Origin of the sequence: Vibrio sp. 1159 (assembly GCF_033340395.1) — a bacterium.
Lineage (GTDB): Bacteria > Pseudomonadota > Gammaproteobacteria > Enterobacterales > Vibrionaceae > Vibrio > Vibrio alginolyticus.
On the sequence record NZ_JAWOWL010000008.1, the window covers coordinates 48205 to 73085 of the forward strand.

Annotated in this window: 21 protein-coding genes; 9 read left to right on the forward strand and 12 right to left on the reverse strand. The window is 45.1% G+C overall.

Translation table 11 applies throughout. The features are described 5' to 3' along the window. Positions 1–64: 64 nt before the first annotated feature. Both R7127_RS08650 and R7127_RS08655 read right to left on the reverse strand, forming a co-directional pair. Positions 65–1057, reverse strand: a complete 993-nt coding sequence (locus tag R7127_RS08650) for a zinc-dependent alcohol dehydrogenase family protein (RefSeq protein WP_206971288.1) — start codon at positions 1055–1057, stop codon at positions 65–67. A gap of 88 nt (positions 1058–1145) precedes the next feature. Further along, entirely contained in the window at positions 1146–1961 is an 816-nt protein-coding gene (locus R7127_RS08655) for an AraC family transcriptional regulator (RefSeq protein WP_025768697.1), read from the reverse strand. A gap of 111 nt (positions 1962–2072) precedes the next feature. On the opposite strand from R7127_RS08655, the gene R7127_RS08660 reads away from it, so the two are divergent. Continuing rightward, positions 2073–2777: an MOSC domain-containing protein gene (locus R7127_RS08660; RefSeq protein ID WP_047102451.1), complete on the forward strand. Its 705-nt coding sequence runs from the start codon at positions 2073–2075 to the stop codon at positions 2775–2777. A gap of 54 nt (positions 2778–2831) precedes the next feature. Here R7127_RS08660 and R7127_RS08665 read toward each other — a convergent pair whose 3' ends face one another. Together R7127_RS08665 and R7127_RS08670 are read right to left on the reverse strand one after the other, a co-directional pair. Next, on the reverse strand, positions 2832–4070 hold the full coding sequence (locus tag R7127_RS08665; protein WP_318142064.1) for a DEAD/DEAH box helicase: 1239 nt from the start codon (positions 4068–4070) through the stop codon (positions 2832–2834). 265 nt (positions 4071–4335) lie between these two features. After that, on the reverse strand, positions 4336–5337 hold the full coding sequence (locus tag R7127_RS08670) for an arginine deiminase-related protein (RefSeq protein WP_005383547.1): 1002 nt from the start codon (positions 5335–5337) through the stop codon (positions 4336–4338). A gap of 404 nt (positions 5338–5741) precedes the next feature. Here R7127_RS08670 and R7127_RS08675 point away from each other — a divergent pair, with 404 nt between their 5' ends. Together R7127_RS08675 and R7127_RS08680 are read left to right on the forward strand one after the other, a co-directional pair. After that, on the forward strand, positions 5742–7592 hold the full coding sequence (locus R7127_RS08675; protein ID WP_005374597.1) for an ABC transporter ATP-binding protein: 1851 nt from the start codon (positions 5742–5744) through the stop codon (positions 7590–7592). A gap of 592 nt (positions 7593–8184) precedes the next feature. Beyond that, a complete protein-coding gene (locus tag R7127_RS08680) occupies positions 8185–8892 on the forward strand; it encodes a DUF445 domain-containing protein (protein WP_005383549.1) in 708 nt (235 codons plus the stop codon). Between the two features lie 124 nt (positions 8893–9016). On the opposite strand, the gene R7127_RS08685 is transcribed toward R7127_RS08680, so the two are convergent. Continuing rightward, positions 9017–9493: an Lrp/AsnC family transcriptional regulator gene (locus R7127_RS08685; RefSeq protein WP_005374595.1), complete on the reverse strand. Its 477-nt coding sequence runs from the start codon at positions 9491–9493 to the stop codon at positions 9017–9019. A gap of 292 nt (positions 9494–9785) precedes the next feature. Beyond that, a complete protein-coding gene (locus tag R7127_RS08690) occupies positions 9786–10034 on the reverse strand; it encodes a hypothetical protein (protein WP_005374593.1) in 249 nt (82 codons plus the stop codon). 358 nt (positions 10035–10392) lie between these two features. Between R7127_RS08690 and R7127_RS08695 the strand changes: the two genes are divergently transcribed. Beyond that, the gene (locus R7127_RS08695) at positions 10393–10926 is read left to right on the forward strand and encodes a GNAT family N-acetyltransferase (RefSeq protein ID WP_085569453.1); all 534 of its coding nucleotides are present in this window, start codon (positions 10393–10395) and stop codon (positions 10924–10926) included. Positions 10927–10944: 18 nt separating this feature from the next. Further along, entirely contained in the window at positions 10945–11379 is a 435-nt protein-coding gene (locus R7127_RS08700) for a hypothetical protein (protein WP_064355019.1), read from the forward strand. A gap of 91 nt (positions 11380–11470) precedes the next feature. Here the strand turns inward: R7127_RS08700 and R7127_RS08705 are convergent, their stop codons facing one another. Next, positions 11471–11710, reverse strand: coding sequence for an RNA recognition motif domain-containing protein (locus R7127_RS08705; protein WP_005374587.1), 240 nt, complete (start codon positions 11708–11710; stop codon positions 11471–11473). 148 nt (positions 11711–11858) lie between these two features. On the opposite strand from R7127_RS08705, the gene R7127_RS08710 reads away from it, so the two are divergent. Further along, positions 11859–12392 carry a GNAT family N-acetyltransferase gene (locus R7127_RS08710; protein ID WP_167415803.1) on the forward strand — a complete coding sequence of 178 codons (534 nt, stop codon included), beginning with the start codon at positions 11859–11861 and terminating at the stop codon, positions 12390–12392. A 124-nt stretch (positions 12393–12516) separates the two neighbouring features. Here R7127_RS08710 and putP read toward each other — a convergent pair whose 3' ends face one another. From putP to R7127_RS08730, 4 genes are all read right to left on the reverse strand, one after another. Beyond that, entirely contained in the window at positions 12517–14010 is a 1494-nt protein-coding gene (gene putP, locus R7127_RS08715; protein ID WP_005374582.1) for a sodium/proline symporter PutP, read from the reverse strand. Between the two features lie 136 nt (positions 14011–14146). After that, positions 14147–14854 (reverse strand): 1-pyrroline-5-carboxylate dehydrogenase, encoded by a 708-nt coding sequence (locus R7127_RS08720; RefSeq protein ID WP_005374581.1) that lies wholly within the window; start codon positions 14852–14854, stop codon positions 14147–14149. 11 nt (positions 14855–14865) lie between these two features. After that, entirely contained in the window at positions 14866–17997 is a 3132-nt protein-coding gene (putA, locus tag R7127_RS08725) for a bifunctional proline dehydrogenase/L-glutamate gamma-semialdehyde dehydrogenase PutA (RefSeq protein ID WP_262584754.1), read from the reverse strand. A gap of 406 nt (positions 17998–18403) precedes the next feature. Beyond that, a complete protein-coding gene (locus R7127_RS08730) occupies positions 18404–19216 on the reverse strand; it encodes an AraC family transcriptional regulator (protein ID WP_025768702.1) in 813 nt (270 codons plus the stop codon). Positions 19217–20188: 972 nt separating this feature from the next. On the opposite strand from R7127_RS08730, the gene R7127_RS08735 reads away from it, so the two are divergent. Then, positions 20189–20908, forward strand: a complete 720-nt coding sequence (locus tag R7127_RS08735; protein WP_017820063.1) for a PAS domain-containing protein — start codon at positions 20189–20191, stop codon at positions 20906–20908. Positions 20909–20981: 73 nt separating this feature from the next. Here the strand turns inward: R7127_RS08735 and pdxH are convergent, their stop codons facing one another. After that, positions 20982–21617, reverse strand: a complete 636-nt coding sequence (gene pdxH / locus R7127_RS08740) for a pyridoxamine 5'-phosphate oxidase (protein WP_005374570.1) — start codon at positions 21615–21617, stop codon at positions 20982–20984. 115 nt (positions 21618–21732) lie between these two features. On the opposite strand from pdxH, the gene R7127_RS08745 reads away from it, so the two are divergent. Further along, positions 21733–23607: a sensor histidine kinase gene (locus R7127_RS08745; RefSeq protein ID WP_172563669.1), complete on the forward strand. Its 1875-nt coding sequence runs from the start codon at positions 21733–21735 to the stop codon at positions 23605–23607. After that, entirely contained in the window at positions 23600–24823 is a 1224-nt protein-coding gene (locus R7127_RS08750; protein ID WP_167415800.1) for a sigma-54-dependent transcriptional regulator, read from the forward strand. The genes R7127_RS08745 and R7127_RS08750 overlap by 8 nt, the downstream gene beginning before the upstream one ends. Positions 24824–24881 lie beyond the last annotated feature (58 nt).

Consider the following 24881-nt stretch of genomic DNA (forward strand, 5'->3'; position numbering starts at 1 on the left):
TACAAATAAACCCATAAAAAAGGGAGGATTTTATCCTCCCTTTTCTCAACAGGCCCACTGTAATTCACAGCGTCAAAATGATTTTTCCTGACACTGCTGACGAGCGTCGCTCAACCATTTCAATCGCTGTTTGAAAGTCCTCTAACGACAGATCATATGCAACGTTTAACTTTATGTCGCTGCTAATAAAGTGTTCTAACATTTCAGCGAACACCGTCTTTCTCCCGCCTTTACCTACCGATTCTTCCCAATACCGCAAAAAGAATGTACTAAAGTCGATGTTGTTGGCCTTCATCGATTCAAAAAACTCAGGCGTATAAGGCGTTAACGACAATGTTCCGTAGTTGATGTATTGGCCATTTTCTTTCAAGGTACGAATGAGATCCGTGCCAGCCTCACCACCTATCGCGTCCAGAGCGACCGTTGGTTGTGGCAGTTGGCGCGTTTGCAGCTGCGCTTGTAAGTCTTTCTTCGCGTCCAACACTGGAATAGTATCGTACGGATACTCGTCTGGCTTTGAGGTCACAGCAATCAGTGTAAAACCCAGTGAATGGGCGAGCTGGGCAAATATCTTACCGATCGCTGACCCTGCTGCATTGATGATCACCACATAGTCTTTGTTCAACTTAGCTACTTTAGTGGTGATCACCCACGCGGTTAGCGCGTTGATGTACAATTGGCAGGCATAGCCGTTCTCCAAACTCTCAGGTAGCGGAAAAAGATTCTCAGGCGAGGCATCTATGTAGTATTGCCAAGTACCACTCATCGCCACCAACACCTTTTGCCCAACTTGAAGGTCAGTTTGACCAACTGCACTGACTTCCACCACACGCCCAACCGCTTCAAATCCCGGCACGCGAGGTGGTACGTGAACGCGGCGGTATTGCCCAACACCATGAATGGAAAGCAAGTCACTTGGGTTAATATTGGTGGCTTCCAGTCGCACCCGAACCTTGCCCTGAGCAAGCGGTTTGAGGGGCTCTTTTTCCAACGACAGCGACGTTTTGGGTTGACCAAAACAGAATTGATTCACTCGAGTATTTATCGTTGGTGCCATTGTTATTCATACCATGTAATTGAAATTCAAAAAGGAAGTTTCGCGACTTCTACTCAAAAGCATTAAGTGAAGTCGAAGCTCTGTATTTCTACCTGCGCGATGCGCCGTTCACTCTAAACTGTTGTGGCGTCATATCAAAATAGGCTTTAAATGCTTTGATGTAGGATGAGTCATTTTGATAACCCACTAGGTCTGCAATGGCTTGGATTGGCAACGATTCATCTAACAAAGAAAGCGAGTAAATTAGCCGAATTTGTTGCCGCCAAAGTAGAAATGAAGTGTTGAATTCCTTGGCGAACAGCCGTGATAAAGTACGCTCAGACGCCCCAATTTTCTCCCCCCACTCTTTTAGCGAACAGCTCAACGCTGGCTCGTCAGTCAGTCGCTCGAAAATCAGTTTTAGTCGTCTGTCTTGTGGCAGCAATAACTGAAATGTCTGCACGTTGCGTTTCAAAATTTGATCATGCAGCACCGCCAGTAAATGCAACACTTCTTCGTGGCTTGTCTCACCTTCACACAGTCTGCGGATCTCTTGTAAAAGCTCATTTAAAAACGACGTTAAAGCAATGGTTCTCACTTGTGGCTCGTACGTCGCACCAAACTCAGGGTTGAGGTAAATGCCAACAAATATCGTATTGCTTAGAGCAATCGACTCGTGTTGAACACCCGCAGGAACAAATAACGCAGAGGTGTGCGGAACCAAGTGCTGATAATGCTCCGTTTGTGTTTGCAATAACCCTTTGATAGGAAAGATGATTTGATGCCAAGTGTGTTGATGCAGCGCATCAATGTAACCTTTTGGCATGTCGATGGTTTTCACTAAAACAGGAGAATGGGGATTCGCGGCCATCATCTCATTGGAGGTGACGACGCCTGACTTCGAATCAATTTGGCGAGTTAGCATTGTTAGTTGTCTTTTCATCCCTACACCGACACGAGTTTACTAGGCTATCATGCTCCGCATCGCGAATGAAGGTAAACACTTTATCTCTCATTCAAATAATAAGGAGGTTATATGAAGAAAATCGGCGTCGTAAAAGCTGTGCTAGCAGGGAAAACCGTCCCTTATGCTCATGGAGCGCAAAGCGCAATCAACAAACAAGTGCTACCTGAGCGCCAGCACGCAACAGAGCTTGGTTTTATCAGTGATGAACAAGGCGATCCGCGCTTTCATGGTGGCATTCAAAAAGCGCTTCATATTTACCCAAGCGAGCACTACCTAATCTGGCAACAAGAATTAGGCGAAAGACCAATTTTCCAATCCGCCGGCGGCTTTGGCGAAAACATCAGCTCCGAAGGCGTCACCGAATCCACGATTTGCTTGAAAGATAAAATTCGCATCGGCTCAACACTACTGGAAGTGTCGCAAGGTCGCATGCCTTGTTGGAAACTTAACGTACGTTTTGACCAACACGACATGGCGAGAAAACTGCAAGATACGCTTCGAACAGGCTGGTATTTCCGAGTGTTGGAAGAAGGCGATATCGGTGCAGGTGACGAGATTATTCTGTGCGAAAGACCTTATCCAGAATGGCCACTGGCTCGCATCATGGGCGCGGTTTTCACTGGCTGTTTAGATAGAAAAGAACTCACTCAGCTGTCTGAGCTGCCGTTAGTCGAGTCTTGGGGCAAGTTGGTCGAGCGCCGTCTAGAAACTGGTGAAGTCGAAGATTGGGAAATGCGCTTGATTGGCCCAACTGCCGTTAATACTCAAAAGTAAAATTTGTAAGCCATGCTCTGAACCGACTATGCCGTCAAGAGCGTGTTTTTTGTTTTACTTCGCACTCGGGGCTGGGCGTTTCGACTTACCTTGAAACTGCTTAATGCTCTTCTTAGCATGAGTTCGACGGTTGGCTTTTTTATCGCGTGGCGCGCGTTTGCTCTCGCCAGTTGATGGCTTATCCGTTACTGGAAAACCTGCCAGATCTTGCACTAGCAATGCACGTTGAGTCAGGTGACGAATCGCGTTTAGTGCGTCCATTTCACCATGACAAACCAATGACACCGCCACACCTTGTTCGCCTGCGCGAGCGGTACGTCCTACTCGGTGAACGTAAGTTTCTGCATGCATTGGCAGTTCAAAGTTGATCACTACAGGTAATTGCTCAATGTGAATGCCACGCGCTAGTAGATCGGTGGCAATCAACACCTGAATTTGCCCAGATTTAAACTGCGCCAGTGCTTCTTCTCGCTCATCTTGACTCTTATTGCCATGCAGCGCATTGGTTGAGATGCCCGCTTTATTCAGCTTCTTCGCTAAGCCATCGGCGTTCTTTTTCGCACCAATAAAGACTAATGCCTTAGTCCACGCGTTTTTTTGAATCAGTTCAATCAATGCCTTGGTTTTACTGCCTTTGTTGACGAGGTACAGCGTTTCAGCAATATCTTGGTTGGTGCTGTTTTCTTGATGCGCTGCAACTTGCTTTGGTGCCTGCATAAGCAGCTTCGCTTTACCCTTCAACTCATCTGAAAACGTTGCCGAGAACATTGCGGTTTGACGCTGGTTTGAAATCAGCCCCGCAATATTTTGCACGTCAGGCCAAAAGCCCATATCCAACAGACGATCCGCCTCATCCAACACTAGGTAATGGATATTGCTTAAGTCTAAACCGTTGTTTGCCAGATCAACCAAACGACCTGTCGTCGCGACAAGGATATGAGGATTTGTCGCTAGCGCCTGCTGTTGTTGCTCTTTATCAACGCCGCCACACAAACACACTGCGTTGAGTTCAAGAACTTGACCAACTTGGTTAATTGCTTCACTCACTTGCATTGCCAGCTCACGAGTTGGCACAAGAATCAGCGCTTTTTGCTCTGGATTGACACCCAGCTTTTCCAACAAAGGCAAACCATAAGCAAGGGTTTTGCCGCTGCCTGTATTTGCCAAAGCCAATAGATCTTGACCAGCCAACAGCTCAGGAATGGCCAACGCTTGAATATCGGTCGGTTTCTTGAAGTCTTTTGGCAGTGCGTGAATCAGCTCAGAACTCAATGAGAGAGTAGAAAATGGCATTAACGAAAACCTTGTACTTTGGGTTGAAGAAGCAATAAAAATAATGAAGATGCGGTAAAACGCAGGCGCGGACTTTACCACAATCTGCTAGGTGAACCATCCTATTTTAGGCGCTTAAACCAAGCGTCGCCTACGCAAATCGTCAGAAAACTAAAAAGCGCAAAAAAGCCGTTAGTCTGTACTGCCACAGAGCTAACGGCTAAAAACCCTTGAAGAGAACGCTTCATCAGCCTTTCACTGCGGCTGAAAAGAAATGTGCAGTTTATTAAAGCACAGCTTTACGATTCGGTAAGAACACTTCACCCAACATGCAACGAACCGAACCACCACCAATAGATTCTATGGTAGAAACGTCGAATGGCAGCAATTTACCGTGCGTTGCCAATTGGTTTCTTTGTGCTGGTGAGAATGCATCGTACGCCGATTGCGACATCGCAATCACCTTGTCGCCGTTGATCGTTTCCAGTTGCAGAATGTTACCGCAGAACTGGTTCATCTGTTCAAGCGAAATTGAGATGACTTGCTTGTCTTTGGCGAGTGACTTCATTACAAAACGACGCTCAAATTCTGGGATCACTTCGTCACAAATCACGCAAAACTGTTCGCCAACCGCCATCATCACATTGGTGTGATAAATCGGCGCACCAGACGGCAAACGAGTTTGGAAAGAAATCACTCGTTCATAGCCAATACGATCGGCGTAATCCTCTAAAACCAGACGATCACAACGTTGTGAGAGTGCGGCATAGACCGTTTTATTTAGGTGGTCAAACACCATCACACCCGTGCTTTCTAAATACGCTTGCTCGTCAAGATATTCAGTTAGACTGCTGCGTCGATGAACTTCTCGCCCTGCTTGCGCTAGTGCTGCCACAAGCGCATCGGGACGTACTTCTTTTTGACGGTTTTCACAGGCCATTGGAAAAGTGTACAACGTGCCATCTGGCGTAGTGCTAAACCAGTTGTTTGGAAATACCGCGTCTGGCGTCGCAACATCTGAAGTTGGATAATCAAACTCAACAACTTGAACGCCCTCTTGACGCAGCGTTGCAACCATACTCGCGAACTCGGCCATTACTCGACGTGAGACTTCTTCTTGGCTGAGTGACACTTTATGTTGGAACTCATTATCTTGTGCGGTTTCTTCATTAAAACGAAACTCTTTCGGTGGCACCATCACTACGCAGTTTGCGGTTTGGCGCTGAGCACTTTGCGTGCTTTCTTCTTTCCCATTAGCAAATTGGGTCACTGATTCGTGTAATAGCATCCAATATATTCCTTATCACTAGAATGAGGAGATTGTAAATTTATTGTTAACTTCAGTTTTGCTGTTTTGACAATTAATTTAATTGCACAAAAGTAATTTTTGCTGCATTAAGTTTATTTTTCCCTAAATTTTATTGTCACTTTGCAGGTTTAAGCTTTTATGGCACCGTGATGAACATGATAAGAATTCATCATAAGAATCAGAACCATAGACAATCACACTCATAACAAACTAGTTACATTTAAGACACAATCGGTTAGACTATTTTTTCGCCCCTCTCGTCAATCGGTCTGCTTTATCGAGGAGCAGGCAAGAAACTCTCATACACGCGGTTTCGTCCAAAGCAGCGTGAATCGATGGATTTAGCCACCCCAAATGGCACTGTTTTAACTTTAGGATGAGTTATGTTTAAACGATTTGAAGGCTTTACAGAGCCGTTCCCCAAATCTACACCGGATCAGCCTCCTTCAGGGATGTTCGCTTTTCTGCGTTATTACACTCGTGGTTATGAAAAGCCTTTGATCATCATGTCTTTGATGGCCACAATTGTGGCTGTTGTTGAGGTAATGTTGTTTGGCGCCATGGGACAATTGGTTGATTGGTTGTCTACCAGCAATCCAGAAACGTTCTTACAAGACAACAAATCGGATTTGATTTTCTACGGAGCCTTATTGCTGGTTGTCATGCCTATATTGGTGATCTTGTACTCGTTGCTCGTTCATCAAACGTTATTGGGCAACTACCCAATGTCTATCCGCTGGCTTGCACACCGGTATTTGCTCAATCAAAGCTTGAACTTCTATCAAGATGATTTTGCAGGTCGAGTCGCAACGAAAGTCATGCAAACCTCATTAGCTGTGCGCGAAACCGTGATGAAAGCTATGGATGTGTTTGTTTACGTTACGGTTTACTTCACCAGCATGATCATTATGTTAGCGACGGCAGACTGGCGTTTGATGATCCCAATGATTGTCTGGCTACTCGCTTACATCGCTATCCAAATCTATTTTGTCCCTAAGCTCAAAGACGTCGCTTCAGCACAGGCCGATGCACGTTCGACAATGACAGGGCGCATCGTCGACAGTTATACCAATATTCAAACCGTCAAACTGTTTTCTCATAGCCAGCGCGAAACCCAATATGCCGAGCAAGGCATGAAAGGATTTTTGAATACGGTCTATCGTCAAATGCGCCTAGTGACCGGCTTCGACGTCGCTGTAGAGATCTCAAACTATATTTTGGTCTTTTCCGTTGCTGCTTTATCGATTTACCTGTGGTTGGATAGTGCCATTAGCGTTGGCGCGATTGCGATTGCTGTTAGTCTTGCATTGCGCGTAAACGGTATGTCGATGTGGATAATGTGGGAAGTTGGCGCCCTCTTTGAAAACATGGGAACCGTTGTCGATGGAATGAAAACACTCTCTAAGCCTATTGATATTAAAGATAAACCAGGTGCAAAAGACTTGGTTGTCACTGAAGGAGGCATTCACTTTGATAACGTCAGCTTCCATTACGGTGAGAACAAAGGCGTAATTAGCCATCTCGATCTCAACATCAAACCAGGAGAGAAAGTAGGCTTGGTTGGGCGCTCCGGCGCCGGAAAATCGACTTTGGTGAACTTGTTACTTCGTTTCCACGATGTCGAAGACGGCAGCATTAAGATCGATGGACAGAACATCTCAGAAGTCACACAAGACTCTTTGCGTTCAAAGATCGGTATGGTGACCCAAGATACTTCTCTGCTACACCGTTCAATTCGAGACAATATTTTGTATGGCAATCCAGATGCGACAGAAGAAGATTTGCTGAAAGCCACTAAGCAAGCGCATGCCCATGAGTTTATCGAAACTCTGACCGACCCATTTGGTAATGTCGGATACGATGCGCAAGTTGGTGAACGTGGTGTGAAACTGTCTGGCGGCCAACGTCAGCGTATCGCAATATCTCGTGTGCTACTCAAAGATGCACCATTGCTGGTATTGGATGAAGCAACATCGGCTCTAGATTCAGAAGTCGAAGCAGCGATTCAGGAAAGCTTGAATGAATTAATGCAAGGGAAAACGGTTATTGCTATCGCTCACCGATTATCGACCATCGCACAAATGGATCGCCTCATCGTGCTAGATAAAGGCAGCATCGTTGAACAAGGTTCTCATCAAGAACTCATTGCGAATAACGGCATTTACGCCCAGCTTTGGGCGCATCAAACTGGCGGATTTATCGCTGAAGAACTAGACAATCAACACGCTTCTTAACGAGTGGTAAGCTCAATAAAAACGGCGCTTTAAGCGCCGTTTTTTATTTAAATCCATGGCTAGATGCTCATATAGCCATTGTGGTTTCTCATATATGAAACACTCTCCATGATAAAGCTCACACTTTTTCTGCTAATATACCGCCTCGTTGCGTATCCATTGCAATGAACACAATACAGAGTATTGAGCCGTCTTCATTTGTCATTTCACTTTTTGAGAAACAGCTATACTCAATAGATGGCTTAGTTATTATATTAACAATAAGGTAATTAGCTTATGTGTAAATGTGGTTCAATGCAGATCGTACAACTCAAACCAAGTTGGGCTGACAAGCTATTTGGCTACTCAGAAAGATGGAAATGCCAACTTTGTTGTAAGATCTACCGCATCTAAAATTAAAAATAGAATCTTAGTTTTTCTAAGAAAAAGCAGTGGCCCGACAATGATTGTCGGGTTTTGTTTTTCTGAGCATTCATTTTTTGTCCCTTCTCTACAAGATTACTCATCACGGCAAAACCTAGCATCTTAATGTGACTTAGGTATAGAATCAGGCCCACTTATTCTTTCCGATATTCATATATAACTGGTCACTATGAACAAAAGTTTGCTAACGAATGTCCTCGCTATCGCTTTGATGGCTGGAGGTCATCAATTACAAAACGACTATCTTTGGTATGCAGGGCTGTTTGCGTTCTCAGGCGCCATCACCAACTGGCTTGCCATCCATATGCTGTTTGAGAAAGTGCCTGGATTATACGGTTCTGGCGTGATCCCCGCGCGATTTGAAGAGTTTAAACTGGCTATCAAAAACTTAATGATGGAACAGTTTTTTACTGAAGCGAACATTGACCGATTCTTGAATAAAGAAATGGCGGGCGGTGTGAACATCGATCTTCAACCAGTAATTGAGAAAGTAGATTTAAATCCAGCATTTGATTCCCTAGTGGAAGTAATTGAAGGCTCTCAGTTTGGTGGCATGCTAGCGATGTTTGGCGGCTCGGAAGCGCTACAACCCATGCGCCAACCTTTCGTCGAAAAGATGCAAGAATCCATCATTGAGTTGAGCAAGAGCGATAACATCAAAGAAGCACTGAAAGAGCAATTCGAATCTCCTGCAATGATGGATGAGATAAAGCAGAACATTGAAGGTATCATCGATCAACGTTTAAGCGAATTAACACCGGCATTAGTTAAAGAAATGGTGCAAAAGATGATCAAACAACACCTTGGCTGGCTAGTCGTTTGGGGCGGTGTTTTTGGTGGTTTAATTGGCGTTATCAGCACCTTTATCGGGGCATAATCGCTCACCGATTTATTAAAAAGGAGCTTCGGCTCCTTTTTTTATCTTGAAAAAATAATACGCCAAGTCACGCTAAATAATATGCTCAACACATTAGCGCTGCGGTCATAGACATCAGCCTCGCCTAACCAAGGAGCTCAGGGTTCACGCCAAATCCCGTTTTATGTTCTTCAATGACCACTTCACTGCGAGTTTGAATCACGCCCGGAAGCGTGCCTAACTTACTCGACATAAACTCCTGATACGCTTTCATGCTCTTAACACGAACTTTTATCATGGTATCGAAATCTCCAGAGAGCGAGTAGCACTCTTCAATTTCAGGCATCAATTCCACCGCTTTCGCAAACTTTTCAAAAATAGAAAAACTGGTTTGGTCTAAACGAATATGGATGAATACTTGCACATCCAGCCCCAACTTTTCCGCATTTAACTCTGCATGGTAACCATTGATATACCCTTCTTTTTCTAGTCGCTTTACACGGTCAGAACATGGAGAAGTCGTTAAGTTAATCAGCTTTGCTAGTTCTACAACTGGAATTCTGCCTCTCGAATGAAGCACTCTCAAAATATGTAAATCAATCCGGTCCAATTGATAACTCATTAACCCACTTCCTTGTAACCACTTAGAAAGCATCACATTAATCGTTGCTCAAACAATTGCAAACTATCAAATGCACAGCATGTGAAATTCAGCAGAGAATAACCAGAAAACAACGAAGGAGGGAAAGAGCTATGATTATTGCCGCTCACTTAGTAACCGTGATATGAAGAGAAAAAGCAACCTAGCGGCTCACGCGGAGTCGCAAATTTGAAAGCGCATGACACGCCTGTATAGATCTGTCGTTCGGGCAACGCCGCCCTATTTAGCCATTAATCATGGCTATCACTCAGAGTTAGAGTGCGGCCGATGTATGCCGTGTAGGATGTGGAACAACCTCTCCAATTGCACGATGATTACAACAACGGCAGTAGTATTGAGGCTCCATCTCGTAATAATGTTCACCTGATACAAATTTCGCCATCAGCTGTGTAAAACTCACCATTTTGCCTGTTAACGAGTCAACAGACTGAGGCTCGCAACGCTTCATAATCACTTTATGTTGCGTTGATTTTCTACAAGCTGCGCAATATATATCCGGCATTTCTCTTCTCCCTACTTTTTCGTCCTACTGACAATTGACATATTTTGTTCAAAATAATTCCACAATTAAAAAGCTCCTTTAATTTTTTGTGCCCTATCTTCAAAAAATTGAACGAAAGTATCAAAAAACTGAGACATTGGTCAGACCTCAACTTTTGTACCATCAATATGAGCAAACGTGCTTATGTGTGTAATAATACGACACATTACACATAAGCAATTGTTCGGGCTTATTATTTAGTAAGGCGCATGACAACTACACGCCTGGCTAGATCGAGCTTTCGAGACGCCTTGTTATCTCGATTTACCCCGCAAACCAGTTGCTCGCAGCTATAGCCGTCTCATCAAGGAAGAAATGCATGACGATACAACCGATTCTCACTACCGAAAGACTCGTCCTCCGGCCATTCAATATCGATGACTGCCAACAAGTGGCTTTACTCGCTGGAGATAAGCGAATTGCCGACATGACAGCAAACATCCCTCATCCTTATGAGCGACCGATGGCGCAAGCATGGATAGATAGGCACGATCCGATGTATCAGCAGCATCAAGGCGTGGCGTACGCTATTACCTTGCGAAACACTGGGGAGTTACTTGGTGCAGTGAGTTTACCGCGTATCGAAGAGGGCTATGGTACATTAGGCTACTGGGTTGGCGTGCCACATTGGGGGAAAGGCTATGCATTCGAGGCCTCCAAAGCCTTACTCGAATTTGCTCGAATGCACTTTGAGTTAAACGGAATAACCGTGATGCATTTGGTGGACAATCAGCGTTCTAAATCGGTGATCCAAAAACTAAATATCCCTTACATCGGTGACAAAACATTGCGCATGCAAGGCAAAGAACGAAAGGTTTGTGTCTACCAACTCACGTTCGTCGCTTCTGAATAAAGTCGAGGGATATGTCGGATGATCATCCATGAAACTTCACAAAATCTGCCCAAGAACAACCCTTTCTTGCTAGGAACTGTATTGTTGTCGCTGTTCTATTTTTCCTACCTAGCAGACAAGATCGTCGAGTTTGGACTCGTAGCACTCACAATAATAGGATTGAAACTGCTCTCAACGTACTTCACGCGCCGCGCGTTCAATCCTAAAACGCTAGATATCGATGCAAGCACCAACACCTTGAAGTACCGCCAGGGCTCAACGGTTTACTTCCGTCTACCTCTTGATGACATTGTCAAAGTCCAAATACAGAAAGAGTTCTTCTCTAGCAAAAGCTTGATGCTCTACACAGTCAACGACGCTTACCAAGTGCCGAATTCAAACAATTTCGATTCTCTACAGTTAAAGGATTTAATGAAACAACTTGAAGAGAGAATTGATGATCAATCTCGCTAAAACGAAAAGAGAAGACATTCTAGAATGTTGCCAATTTGGTCTCTAAATAGAAAGACAAAAAAGCCAGCAATAACGCTGGCTTTTCTCTGTATTAGTCTTGTGCGACTTTCACGCGAATTTTGCTTTTTTCTACGTTCGTCAAATTCAGTGCTTCAAGAGCAGAAATGGCTTCTGCTTCGTCCGGCATGATGACAAAACCGAAGCCTTTCGACAAACCCGTGTCTTGATCAAGCACTAGCGAACACAGTTCTACTTTGCCGTACGCTGAGAATAATTTGCGGATATCTTGCTCGGTCATGTGACGAGCCAAGTTTCTTACTAAAAGTTTCATAATGAACCTAGTTGGTTTGATAACGGTTCGATTCTCTCAGTTTCTCTCTGGCAAACCAAGTGAATAATATGACGGCGTTGACTAGATCATTCTAAGTACATCTGTTTAAATGATTTTCCGTTCATTTTTCACCCATAGGAGAGTCGGCATGGAAACGAAACGTCTCAAACTCATCCCTGCTTGTTTAGAACGAGCCGAAGAGGCGCATCAAGCTGTCGTTCGCAGCCAAAAGACTCTCGAAGTCTATCTGCCGTGGGTGCCTCATGTGCTGACATTAGAAGCGATGATAGAAGGGACAGAGAAAGCCATCGCAAACTTTGAAAACTTCGAAGAAGAGCTGCGTTACTACATCATTGAAAAGGAAAGCGATCGCTTACTGGGTGCGGTCGGCTTGATGATTCGAGATCCCGACGTACCATCCTTTGAGATAGGTTATTGGTTAGATAATGCTGCCGTTGGCAATGGTTATGTTGCCGAGGCTGTGCTCGAAGTTGAGCGCTATGCGTTTGATGACTTGGGCGCCAAGAGAATCGCAATTCATGCTGATAGCACCAACCAAAAGAGCCGGGCTGTAGCCGAGCGCTGTGGTTATGAGTTCGAAGGAGAGCTCAGAAACGAACGTCTGACTACATCGGGAGAGCTGAGTAACACCGTTATTTACGCCAAAATTCATCGCGACTAACACTCCAATCTAACCGAGCAATGCTAAGCTCTGATCTCAAGCTACCGCCATTAACGTTAATTAAGTTTCAGATAAAACAAAGCCCGCTAAAATAGCGGGCTTTGTGTTCATATACGGGAAGTTACTAGTCTAGTTCAACCAGTTTTTTCTCGAACGACTGGTGTTGGTCTAACACGTCTTGCGCAGCACCACCCGTTGCTTTACTTACCACAATGATGGCAAGCGTAGAGAAGATGATGCCCGGTACGATTTCGTACACATCAAACCAACCGCCAGTTAGCTGCTTCCAAACTACGATAGTGATACCACCAACAAGAATACCTGCTAACGCGCCGTTACGGTTCATACCGCTCCAGTAAAGGCTAAGTACAACCGCAGGACCAAATGCCGCACCAAAACCAGCCCAAGCGTAAGATACAAGACCAAGTACTGAGCTATCAGGCGTCATCGCTAGGAATAGCGCAACAAGCGAAATAACGATAACACCGATACGACCAATCATTACGATTTCTTCAGAAGACGCTTCTGGCTTGAATACTTGCTTGTAGAAATCTTCTGCAAGCGCTGAAGATGAAACAAGGAGCTGTGAGTCAGCGGTACTCATTACCGCCGCTAGGATTGCTGCTAACAACATACCCGCAACGACAGGGTGGAATACTGCGTTAACCAATAGCATGAAGATCTTCTCGCCGTCTTCTAGTTGAGTGCCCGGATGACCCGTAACCCAAACCAGACCAACAAGACCAACAAGCATTGCACCGACCATAGATAGTGCCGTCCAAATCACTGCGATACGACGTGCAGTCGTTAGATCTTTGTTTGAACGAGACGCTTTAAAACGCGCTAGGATGTGTGGCTGACCAAAGTAACCAAGGCCCCACGCCGCTAGAGAGATAATGGCAATCGCAGACAATGGTTCGCCTTTCGCGTCATTCCATAGCGTTGCAAGTTCTGGGTTGATGTCATGTAGATCAGAACTTAGCTGACCTAAACCACCGTCCATTACCGCTATAGGAACAATCATTAGCGCAGCCGCCATTAGCAGACCTTGCACTAAGTCAGTCCAAGATACCGCTAGGAAACCACCGAATAGTGTGTAAGAAACGACACACACCGTACCGATGATAACAGCGTAGGTGTAATCTAGACCGAATACCGTCTCAAACAGTTTGCCCCCTGCGACCAAACCTGAGCTGGTGTAGAAAAGGAAAAATAGAAGAATGAAAAACGCAGAGATTGTCTGAATCAGTTTCGACTTATCGTTGAAGCGACGTGACAGGAACTCTGGCAACGTTAGCGCGTCAGTTTGGATACTGTAGGTACGGAGGCGTTTTGCACTGATGAGCCAGTTTGCCCATGTACCAAGAAGTAGACCGCCGGCTAACCAGAAGGCCTCGATACCCGCAGCGTACGCATAGCCAGGCAAGCCTAGCAGCAACCAACCACTCATGTCTGAAGCACCTGCAGATAATGCAGCAGGCCACGGACCTAGACTACGGCCACCTAGGAAGTAGTCAGATGAATTGGAAGTCCTCTTATACGCGTAAACGCCAATAGCAACCATAATCAGTAAATACGCCACAAAAGTGGACGTGATAGCAAAGCTATTTTCTATCATTAGATAGTCCTCGTTATAATTATTTCCTTCCTTGCCTGCCCTGATATTTTACCGTCTCAGCAATACATCAGAGTATAAAAAACCAATCTGGACCGGCTCTCAGTCCAGTTACTCCAGATTGGCATTACAAGTCAGGTTAGTGAGTTTCGTTCCCCAACTCGAGTAGAGTTGCGTTACCACCCACCGCGGTAATATTTATCGTTCGAGTGCGCTCAGTAATGAAGCGCAACGAGAGATGAGGATCATGAGCCAATTTCGGTGACTCTAAATCCGTTTCAGAAACTAAGCCGACGATTGCACCGTCACGCTTAGCTAGTTGAAGATTGAGCGCATGCTCAATCTGTGAACGCCCAACATAACCCACACTACGTACATCGCTCTCAAGCAACGGGGCAGACGCATCGTACGCAACAACCTGGACTAAGTTAGATGGGAAGTTTGCCAACGCTACAGCTTGCTTAACCAGTTGGTTTAGCTCTGCATTGTCACTGCAAACGACCACACTGTTGCCTGCAATTAAGGCACAGGTGATCATCGCAAAAGCACTGTATAACGCATTATCAGCAGGCTCGATGTTGTTTTCACAAATCACCAAAGCCACACCGCGTCCTGCGGCATACAGTTCGTTAGTTTCCCCTGTAGGGCCAACTAACTGGTGAGTTTCTGCAAGAAGAGTTGATGCTTGTTGCAAGTGGTAAGAAACCACTTTGGCAACGGTAGACTGCTGCCCTTCTAGTGCAGATTTAAATGCCAGAACATGCTCGCATTTGTAATCAAAATCAGTCAGATTCCACTGCTCCCACGCAGAGAATGCATCTTTAAAATAGGTGATCTGATGAACCATAATGCGACTCCTTATGCGTTTTCTGCTTGAGCAAGAAGATGTTGAGTAAATCGGAATATGTAGTGTGGACCACCAGCTTTCGGGCCAGTACCTGACAAGCCTTGACCACCAAACGGCTGTACACCAACCACAGCACCAACTTGGTCTCGGTTGATGTAGCAGTTACCTACTCGAGCATGTTTCTCAATCCAACGGTACGTGGTTTCGTTACGGCTATGGATACCCATCGTCAAGCCAAAACCCGTTTTGTTGATCTGCGCAACCACGTTCGGTAATTCAGACGCTTTAAAGCGAACAATGTGCAAGATTGGACCAAATTGTTCTTCTTTCAGCACATCGATGCCCGAGATTTCAAACGCACTTGGTGAGACAAAGTCACCATGCTGGCACGATTCATCCAGCTGTAGCTGAGCGACTTTAGTCTGTGTTTTGCTCATTTGCTCAAGGTGAGCGAGGAGTTTTTGTTTTGCATTGCTGTCGATAACCGGACCAACATCTGTTTTGTGTAGGTAAGGTAAACCAACATGCAGTTCATTCATCGCACCTTGAATCAGGTTGATCATACGGTCTGCTACATCTTCTTGTACAAATAGAACACGAAGGGCAGAACAACGCTGACCAGCAGATGCAAACGCCGAACGAATCACATCACGCACCACCTGCTCTGGCAATGCAGTACTGTCCACAATCATTGCGTTTTGGCCACCTGTTTCCGCAATAAACGGAACCGGTTTCGCGCTGCGCTCCGCAAGCGTAACGTTAATGCGTTGCGCCGTTGCCGTTGAGCCAGTGAATGCCACACCAGCAATAGCATCATGAGAAGTCAGTGCATGACCAATCTCAGCGCCGCGACCAGTAAGTAACTGAATCACACCTGCAGGGAAACCAGCATCCAGCATTAGTTCAATAGCGCGAGCGGCAATTAAGCTTGTTTGCTCAGCAGGTTTTGCAACCACTGTGTTACCCGCAATCAGTGCTGCCGTCACCTGACCAAGGAAGATAGCCAACGGGAAGTTCCAAGGGCTGATACACACAAACACACCAAGACCTTCACGGCTAGAAATGCGTTTCACACCGTCAAAACCTTCTAGCTCAAATGGCTGTAGGTTTTGCGCTTGTTTCGCGTAATAACGACAGAAATCCACTGCTTCACGAACTTCATCAATGCTATCGTGAATCGTTTTACCCGCTTCTTTGTGACAAATCGCCACCAGCTCAGCCAGATTTTCTTCCATTAAGTCAGCAAGCTTTTCTAAACAAGCCGCTTTTTGCTCAACAGGAACACCTTTCCAATCAGAGAAAGCACTTTGCGCCGCATCAATTGCAGCGGAAACGTGATCAAGAGTTGCAAATGCCACTTTGCCGACTTCAATTCGGCGATCGTATGGTGCGGTGATGATCTCAGCCGCATTTTCCTTGATCATGCTTTCGGCAAAGCGTTCACCATTGATCATCGGGCCTGCAACCCACTGGTTGTCCATGAAGCTTTCGACCTGAGCTTCAAATGGCTTCGCTTCACTGTCGATGTCAATGTTGACGCCATATGAGTTCTTACGCTCAGGGAAAATATCGGCAGGCAATGGAATTTTGTCGTTGTGTAGCGTGTCAAAACCCGTCAACACATCCACAGGGTGATGGGTCAACTCATAAATCGGACAACGCGCATCAACTAGACGGTGTACAAACGAGCTGTTCGCACCATTTTCAAGCAGACGACGAACCAAGTACGGAAGAAGATCAGCATGGCTACCGACAGGAGCATAAATACGTACTGGCTGACCGAACATTTTCATAACATGGTTATACAGTGAATCACCCATACCATGCAGGCGCTGGAACTCGTATTCTTTGTGCTCCGCCATGACAGCAATTGCCGTAACCGTGTGAGCATTGTGGCTTGCAAATTGTGGGTAGATATTACCGCGAACACCTTCGCTAAGTAGGAAACGAGCACAAGCTAGGTATGCAACGTCCGTCGCTTCTTTGCGAGTGTATACTGGGTAATTTGCATAACCCGCTTGTTGAGACCACTTGATTTCGCTGTCCCAGTACGCGCCTTTAACCAAACGCAGAGGAATAACGTCACCTTGCTCTTTTGCGAGTGCATTTAGCCACACCAAGACTGGTAGCGCACGTTTTGAGTAAGCTTGAATAACCAAACCAAACTTGCCCCAACCTTTCACAAGATCGCTACGGTACACTTTCTCAAATAGCTTCAGAGAAAGCTCAAGGCGATCCGCTTCTTCTGCATCGATTGTGATTGCAACGTCGACTTCAATTGCACGTTTCAATAGCTGCATTAGTGAGTCATACAACTCTGTCATTACACGTTCTTCATTTGCGACTTCGTAGCGCGGGTGTAATGCAGAAAGCTTGATGGAAATCGAAGGCGCAGGGCTGGTGTCGTTACCGTAAGTCTCGCGACCCACCGCTTCGATCGCCATTAGGTAATCTTTGAAGTACTTGTTCGCGTCCGCTGTAGTTAACGCCGCCTCACCCAACATATCAAACGAGTAGGTGAAACCTTTGTCGCGCATTGGACGACCGTTCTTCTGCGCTTCTTCGATCGTGCGACCACGAACAAACTGGTGACCCATGATCTTCATTGCCTGATACATGGCTTTACGAATCACAGGCTCAGAGAATTTATTTACCAGACGGTTTACAGCCTGACCTGGGCTCTGGGTGCCTTGCTCACCAAGACCAACCACTTTACCTGTTAGCATGAGGCCCCATGTTGATGCGTTAACAAACACAGAGTCAGAGTTCTTCAGGTGAGATTTCCAGTCTGCGACACTCAACTTATCTTTAATCAAAGAATCTGCTGTCGCGGCATCTGGGATGCGCATTAATGCTTCTGCAAGACACATCAGCAAGATACCTTCTTGAGTATCTAAGCTGTATTCCAGCAATAAAGCATCAATCATCTGGATTGACTTCTTATCGGCACGAATGGCTTCGATAAGGTGGGTCGTTTGGGTAGTGATCGCCGATTTTTCATCCTCTGTCGGCGTCGCTAGTGGCAATAGTTGCTCTAGCCATTGAGACTCGTCCACCATATATAATGGCGAGATCAGTGACCACAACTTATCAAGCGGCTGCCCGATAAATTCCGGTGTCAACACGTTCGTAGCTGTAAACATGTGTGTTCCTCAATCTCACTCCTCGAAAACCGCTTCGAGGATTATCAATGGCTGGCAGTGTATTTTGAGGCCGATAAGAATACTTGTCAAAAACTACGACATTTTTGCCAAAAACTCGCTTTTATAACAAAACATCCACATAGTCACATTCAAATAGGTAATATTTTGTGTTGTAAATTTTAATTTTTTCATTGCATTCACAACAAAATATCAAGAATATCAATAAGATTTTTGTGAAGAGCTCGTTCTAAGAGAAAATGTAGGATCAAGTGGCATATCAACCACTGCAAAGAACAGAGAATTTAAAAAAACGAGAGATAGGTCACGTGAATAAAACATAAAAAAACCATGCATAGTGCATGGCTTTATTCTGATTGATGATTATTTAACCTAAAAAAACGCGTTGTTATCCAACTTGTTTTTTATAACGGGAAGGTGATATTCCCTGTAAGCGAGTAAAAGTATGAGTAAAAGTACTCTGGCTTGAGAAGCCAGTAAACTCGGCAATTTGCCCTAAAGAAAGGTGCCCTTGCTCGATTAATTCACGAGCCATGTCGATACGCTTTCCGAGAACATATTGATGAGGTGTAATCCCCATCTGCTCTTTAAACAAGCAATGGAACTGACTTTCCCCAAGAAACACTCGCCCGGCCAATTGAGCCACACTAATCTTATGACTCAGGTGCTGCTCAATGTAACGATCAATCGCCTCCAAATCAAAGCGCGACTCTTTTCGACTGGTCTCAAATGCCGAGATATGGCGCTGCATTAATGCAATCACAGTGTCGTTACACGCACGACTTAACAGCAGGTCATCCGGATGGTTTCGCATTTCCTGAACCAACATCTGTATCAGCTTCTGAATTTGACTATCTAACTGGAAGTAGACATGATCTCTCTCCAGGTTATTGATTTTTTGAAGCATTTCGGGATCATCATTTGTCGGTTTGGGCATATTCAGCACCAAAATATCCGATTGATTGATGACGCCACCGAAAGCATGATCAGAGCATGCGGTAACCACACAACCTTGACCAGGGCCGACAAGATTACCTCGCCCGCGCACTTCAAATTCGGCTTGCCCTTTTAAACCAATCACGATCTGCGTATAAGAATGATCGTGGCAATCCATATAAGACGGAAGTGTGATCAGCTCCGCCGGTTTTGGCAGCATAATCTCTTGATATGAAAGGATTTTTTGGTTATCTGAATCACTCATTTTAAACAGTCGTCTTTACACGGTCAGCTTACGTCTTCGCATCATATACCTTCTTTGTTGGGTTGCAACTTTTACCCAACTCAATCGACAAGATCAAACCAGCATGATCAAGTTCATTTACATGATCATAGTTCCGGAACGATGATCATGCGAGGTTAATTTACGGTCAGTGAGCAACCAATTTTATTAACAAAAACGGATAGATAGGCAACACCTTACGTATACATAATCAATCAATGTAAAGATCCTTATTACCGAACAATCTGTTATTTTGTAAAACACCGTGCTCCATATTAGATAAGTCGCCCCTGAAACGGATCGAAACCCACTCTTAAGCTCAACATAGAGGGATTTCCCCCCTTACTAATATGCCTCTGATTCAATACATTAGTTATCGAGCTTTAAGATGCATACGATCTAAAGCTCTCGGTATCTCATTGATACCTCTAACTTACTTAGCAGACCCTCGCTAGGTAATTTAGAACCTCTTCTACACGTCGACAAGATTATATCTTGTGTTGCCAGCCCGTCTTCAGGCTGGCTTTTTTTTCGCTTCTCAACAATGAAAACAATGGCATAAGCTGATATCATAGCTTTTGTCTCACTGTCCCTCTCATATGCTTAGGTGCTGCTCTTTCGCTCACAAGTGATATGAACGTCAACCACATTACAACTGAGTTGTAGGAAGCATGATCAAGGACGATACGAGTTGTAAGCCGAACATTAGGCGGACATCCGTGAGCGCACATATCTGTAATGAAACAGACCATTTTCCCAATTAAACTCTTCGTTCCATTTCGTCGTTGTCTATGACTACCTGACGAAAACATCGAACACCATGAATTTAATTGGATTGAGCGCCAATCAACGAACGTGTTCTAGCAACGTAACTGCCTACTTGGCAACATCAATACGAGCCATGTAACACGGACGTCTCTGTATTGGTAAAAGCAGTATGTAGTGAGTCCTTTTGTGAATATTTCAGTCGATACCATAGAACAATCCCTCCTTAAACAGCTACCAGGTTGTTGGGGATGCAAAGATAAAGATTCGGTATTCCTATACGTAAACCAGGAATACGCAGAACTGTTAGGGCACACGTCGCCCGAGGAGTGCTTGGGTAAAACTGATTTTGATATGGCCAGCCCAACCACTGAATGCGCGCAAGAATTTCAACGCCAAGATAAACACGTTCTCGAAACTGGCGAGTCACTAAAAATTCTGGATATCCACCCTTATCCAGATGGCCGCTGGCGAGCACATATATTTACTAAAACACCGTGGCGAGATGACAAAGGCGACATCGTAGGCACCATTTTCTACGGAAGGGAACTCACCGACACCGCCGTGATTGAAGTCGGGTATTGGGTTTGTCGTGCAATCAGTACCAACCCAAATCAACAATCCATCTTTCGTTTTTCTGACTTACAACCAAAACCAGAGAAGCTCACATGCCGCGAGCAAGAAACGCTTTTCCTCTTGCTCTATGGCAAAAAGCCTCAATTTATCTCCCAGGTCATGGGCATATCAACAAAAACCGTAGAAGGTCACGTCGCACGCTTACGTAATAAGTTTGCAGCGAACAGCAAGAACGAGCTAATAGATAAAGCAATGGAAGCAGGCTACGGCTCTGTTGTACCCAAAACGCTGCTTAAGCATCAATTATCGGTTGTGTTGAATGGAGAGCGATAATTCGCATCGCTTCTACCTACAAAAACACCGCCCCAATTCGGCGGTGTTTGTTTATTCATGAGGAACCATAAGCCTATGGCGCTAAACGATCAATGTCCCAACTTCCATCATGCTGGGAGAAAAGAAAACGATCGTGAAGGCGATGCTCGCCACCTTGCCAAAATTCGATGCTCTTTGGTTTTACGCGAAAGCCACCCCAAAAGGTTGGTACTGGTATTTCACCCTTAGCAAACTTCTGTTTTAGCTCTAAAAACTTACCTTCCAACACACCTCTGGCAGAAATACGGCTACTTTGTTTGCTCGCGATTGCGGCCAACTGGCTCTCTTTAGGACGAGAAGTAAAGTATTTCATATTCTCTACGGCGGTAAGCTTTTCAGCCACACCAGTAATATGAACTTGGCGCTCTAACGGATGCCAAGGGAAGTGCAAACTAATATTGCTGTTATGCTCTAGCTGCTGGGCCTTGCGACTGCCTAGGTTGGTGTAAAACACAAAACCATCTTTGTCGACGTTTTTCAATAGAACAATGCGTTGAAACGGCATGCCATTTTCATCAACCGTTGCAACTGTCATCGCTGTCGGGTCCGTTAAACCCGCTTCAACTGCTTGCTCTAGCCACAGATTAAATTGATCAATAGGATCAGCTTTCAAATCTTTACGACGCAGCCCACCTTTGGTGTACTCACGACGAATATCAGCAAGTTCCATCTTTACTCCTTCACTCGTTTTTGTCGATTGTGCTCCCGATACTGAGGAAATACAAGGACATCATTGTGCTTGTTATCGTTGCCGCTCACAGCATCACAGTGCTTCATTTGATACCATGACACAAAAAACCAGTGAGCCGATCGTGAACTTACTCAACCCCAAAGCCCTACGTCATTTTTTACTGCTACTGTGTGCCGTTGGCATTTCAGGGCTTGCGCTTACTCATCATTACGCAACTCAATACCAACATGATCAATGGCAACAAAAGCTAGAGAGACAAGCCGCGCAAGTATCACAAGAAGTGGACTACGAGCTGGCAAAGTTTGAACAGATACCAAACCTATTAAGTCACGATCCGAGATTACTCCAAGCAGTAGAGCGCGGAACGCCCTCTCACGAGCTCAACCTATTGTTAGCAGATTGGTTGAAGCAAAGTTTGGCCGATACGATTTACGTTCATGACCGCACCGGGTTAGTCATTGCCTCAAGTAACTTTCAGCAAGAAGATACGTTTGTTGGCTCTAGCTTTAGCTATCGCCCCTATTTTAAAAATGCGCGACGCGGTGAGCCCGCTCAATATGTTGGATTAGGCGTGCGCTCGAATAAACGTGGGTACTTCTTCTCATCTCCGCTGTGGGTAAATGAGGAAGTCGTTGGCGTGATCACAGTAAAAGTGAACTTGGAGCAATTAGAACAGCGCCTTTCGCAAACCACGACTGACGTACTCATTACAGATAAACACAATGTCGTGTTTATGAGCAATTTACCAGACTGGCGCTATCGTGCACTTTTCCCACTGTCATCGAGTGCAATAATTGAACTTACCGAAACGCGTCAATATGGCGATACCTTGCCCGAATATTTTGGTGAGTTGACGGCGCACAGTGGTGTCACGGAGTTTGATGACAATCAATTGCTTCTATCACCGAATTACCTCGCATACGCAACACACTTATTGGATAAAGGGTTTCGCGTCGTTGCCTTAATTAACCACAACAGTGTTCTTGCCGCCGTTTTACAGGCCGATATCGTCTTCCTGATCTTATATGCGCTCATTGCTCTAATTGCGTTAGCGTGGTTCCAAACCCTAGTTAACAAAGCACGCCTTGCCCATCTCAATGTGAGCCTAGAAGAAAAAGTAGTGCAACGGACACTAGTTCTGAGTGAAGCCAACCAAAAGCTACAACAGACCATCCGCCAATATGAACAAAGCCAACAAGAGCTTAAACAAACACAACAAGAGCTGACGCAAGCCGCGAAATTGGCACTGTTGGGCGAGCTGTCTGCCAGTATTAATCATGAGATAAATCAGCCACTTTCCGCACTAAGAACCTATACCGAAAACTCGCAGCGTTTGTTGGCAATGGAAAAATACCCAATGGTCGCCGACAATTTGGGCAAAATGCTGACACTTAATGACACCATTTCGGAAGTCATTGCCCGCTTAAAAGTCTTTACTCGGAAAGCCACGCACGATTCACACAATGAAATCTCAGTACTGCACGACGCGGTACATACTGCCACCAGCATTTTGAGCAACAAGCTTATTAAGCAAGGAGTAACACTAAAAGTTCCGGCCATCGACTATGATGTGAAGCTGGCCATTCACAGCGTTGAATTAGAACAAGTGCTGATAAACCTCTTCCACAACGCGGCACAAGCGATGGAAAACCACTGTATCGATCCGCAAATATCCATTGCTGTTCAGTGTCATGATGACAGTTGCGACATTCTTGTTTCCGATAACGGGCCTGGCATGTCGGACGAAGCCCTAGCAAAAATCTTTGATCCATTTTTTACGACTAAGCCAGAGGGCTTAGGATTAGGTTTGACCATCTCCAAACGCATTTTAGAGAGCTATCACGGCTCCCTCTGTGCCTATAAACATCAGAGCACAGAACAACAAGCAGGAGGGATGACCTTTATCGTGACGCTACCAATAGTCAATCAGAATAAACGTACCCCAGAAGTGGAAAACGACCATGAATAACCCAGTTTTCTTTGTTGATGACGAACCACACATTCGTGATGCCGTGTCTCAAGCCCTGCTGATTGAAGGGATAGACGTCACCTGCTTACCAAACGCAGTAGAAGCCTTACGCGTAATCGACTCAAATATGCCTGCGATTATCATTACCGATATCCATATGCCCGTGATGGATGGCTTGGAGTTTATGCGAACTTTGCGAAGCAAAAACGATCACTTTCAATTCATCGTACTTACTGGACATGGAGATGTGAAAACCGCGGTAGATGCGATGAAAAGCGGCGCGTACGACTTTCTAGAAAAACCGTTTTCAACGGAACAGCTCATGAAATCGCTCAACAATGCCAGCGATAAACTGAACTTGTTGCAAGAAAACATCTGGCTTAAGAAAGAGCTCGACATGCAAACTCATGTTGGTCCGAAAATGATTGGTCACAGTAAGGCCATGGTTAGTATTCGTCGTGCCTTGATCAGTGCGCCTACAAGCCAGCCGCTCATTTTTGTAGGTCAAGATGGTACGGGTCGGCGACTCGCTGCACAATTTGCCCACGACATACATGCAACACCAGATAGTGAGCTAATCGCCGCTTCTGGTGAAGACCTCTATGAGCTTTCATTAGAAGCGCTCGACAAAGCCATACACCGCTTAAGTGAAGGAAAACGCCACTGCAGTTTGTACTTACATAGCGCAGAGCATGTATCATTTGAGCAATGGGAATATTTGTTCAAGCACCCAAAACTTGAACGTGTTTTTGGCGCGACCACCCAAGCCGAGCCGCCTCTAAAATCCCTGGCGACTCTAATTCACTTACCAACGCTCGATGAAAGAAAGGAAGATATAGGGCCTTTATACAAGCACTTTGTGCGCCACACCGCGAGCCGATATCAGTTACAGCCACCACATATCAGCCTAGAAGAAGTCAAACACCTCACCAATCTCGAATGGCCAGAAAACGTTAAGCAGCTACGCCAATTTGCTGAACTTCGTGCCCTCAAGCCAGATACTTTTAGAATGGAAGATTGGAACAGTGAGAAAAGTCTTGAAATTCAGAGTATGACTCAGCGCACAGAATACTTTGAATATTGCTTGTTATTCGATGCATTGCAAAGACATCGCGGCAGACTCAAAGAGGTTCAACTAGAATTACAGGTATCACGCAAAACCTTGTACGACAAACTAAAAAAACATCAGTTGGATAAAGCCAAGTTCAAGGCGTAATAGCTATACTCCGGCGCTAATTATGCTTTTGTTTGATTTAGAAAGTGTAAGAAAGCTC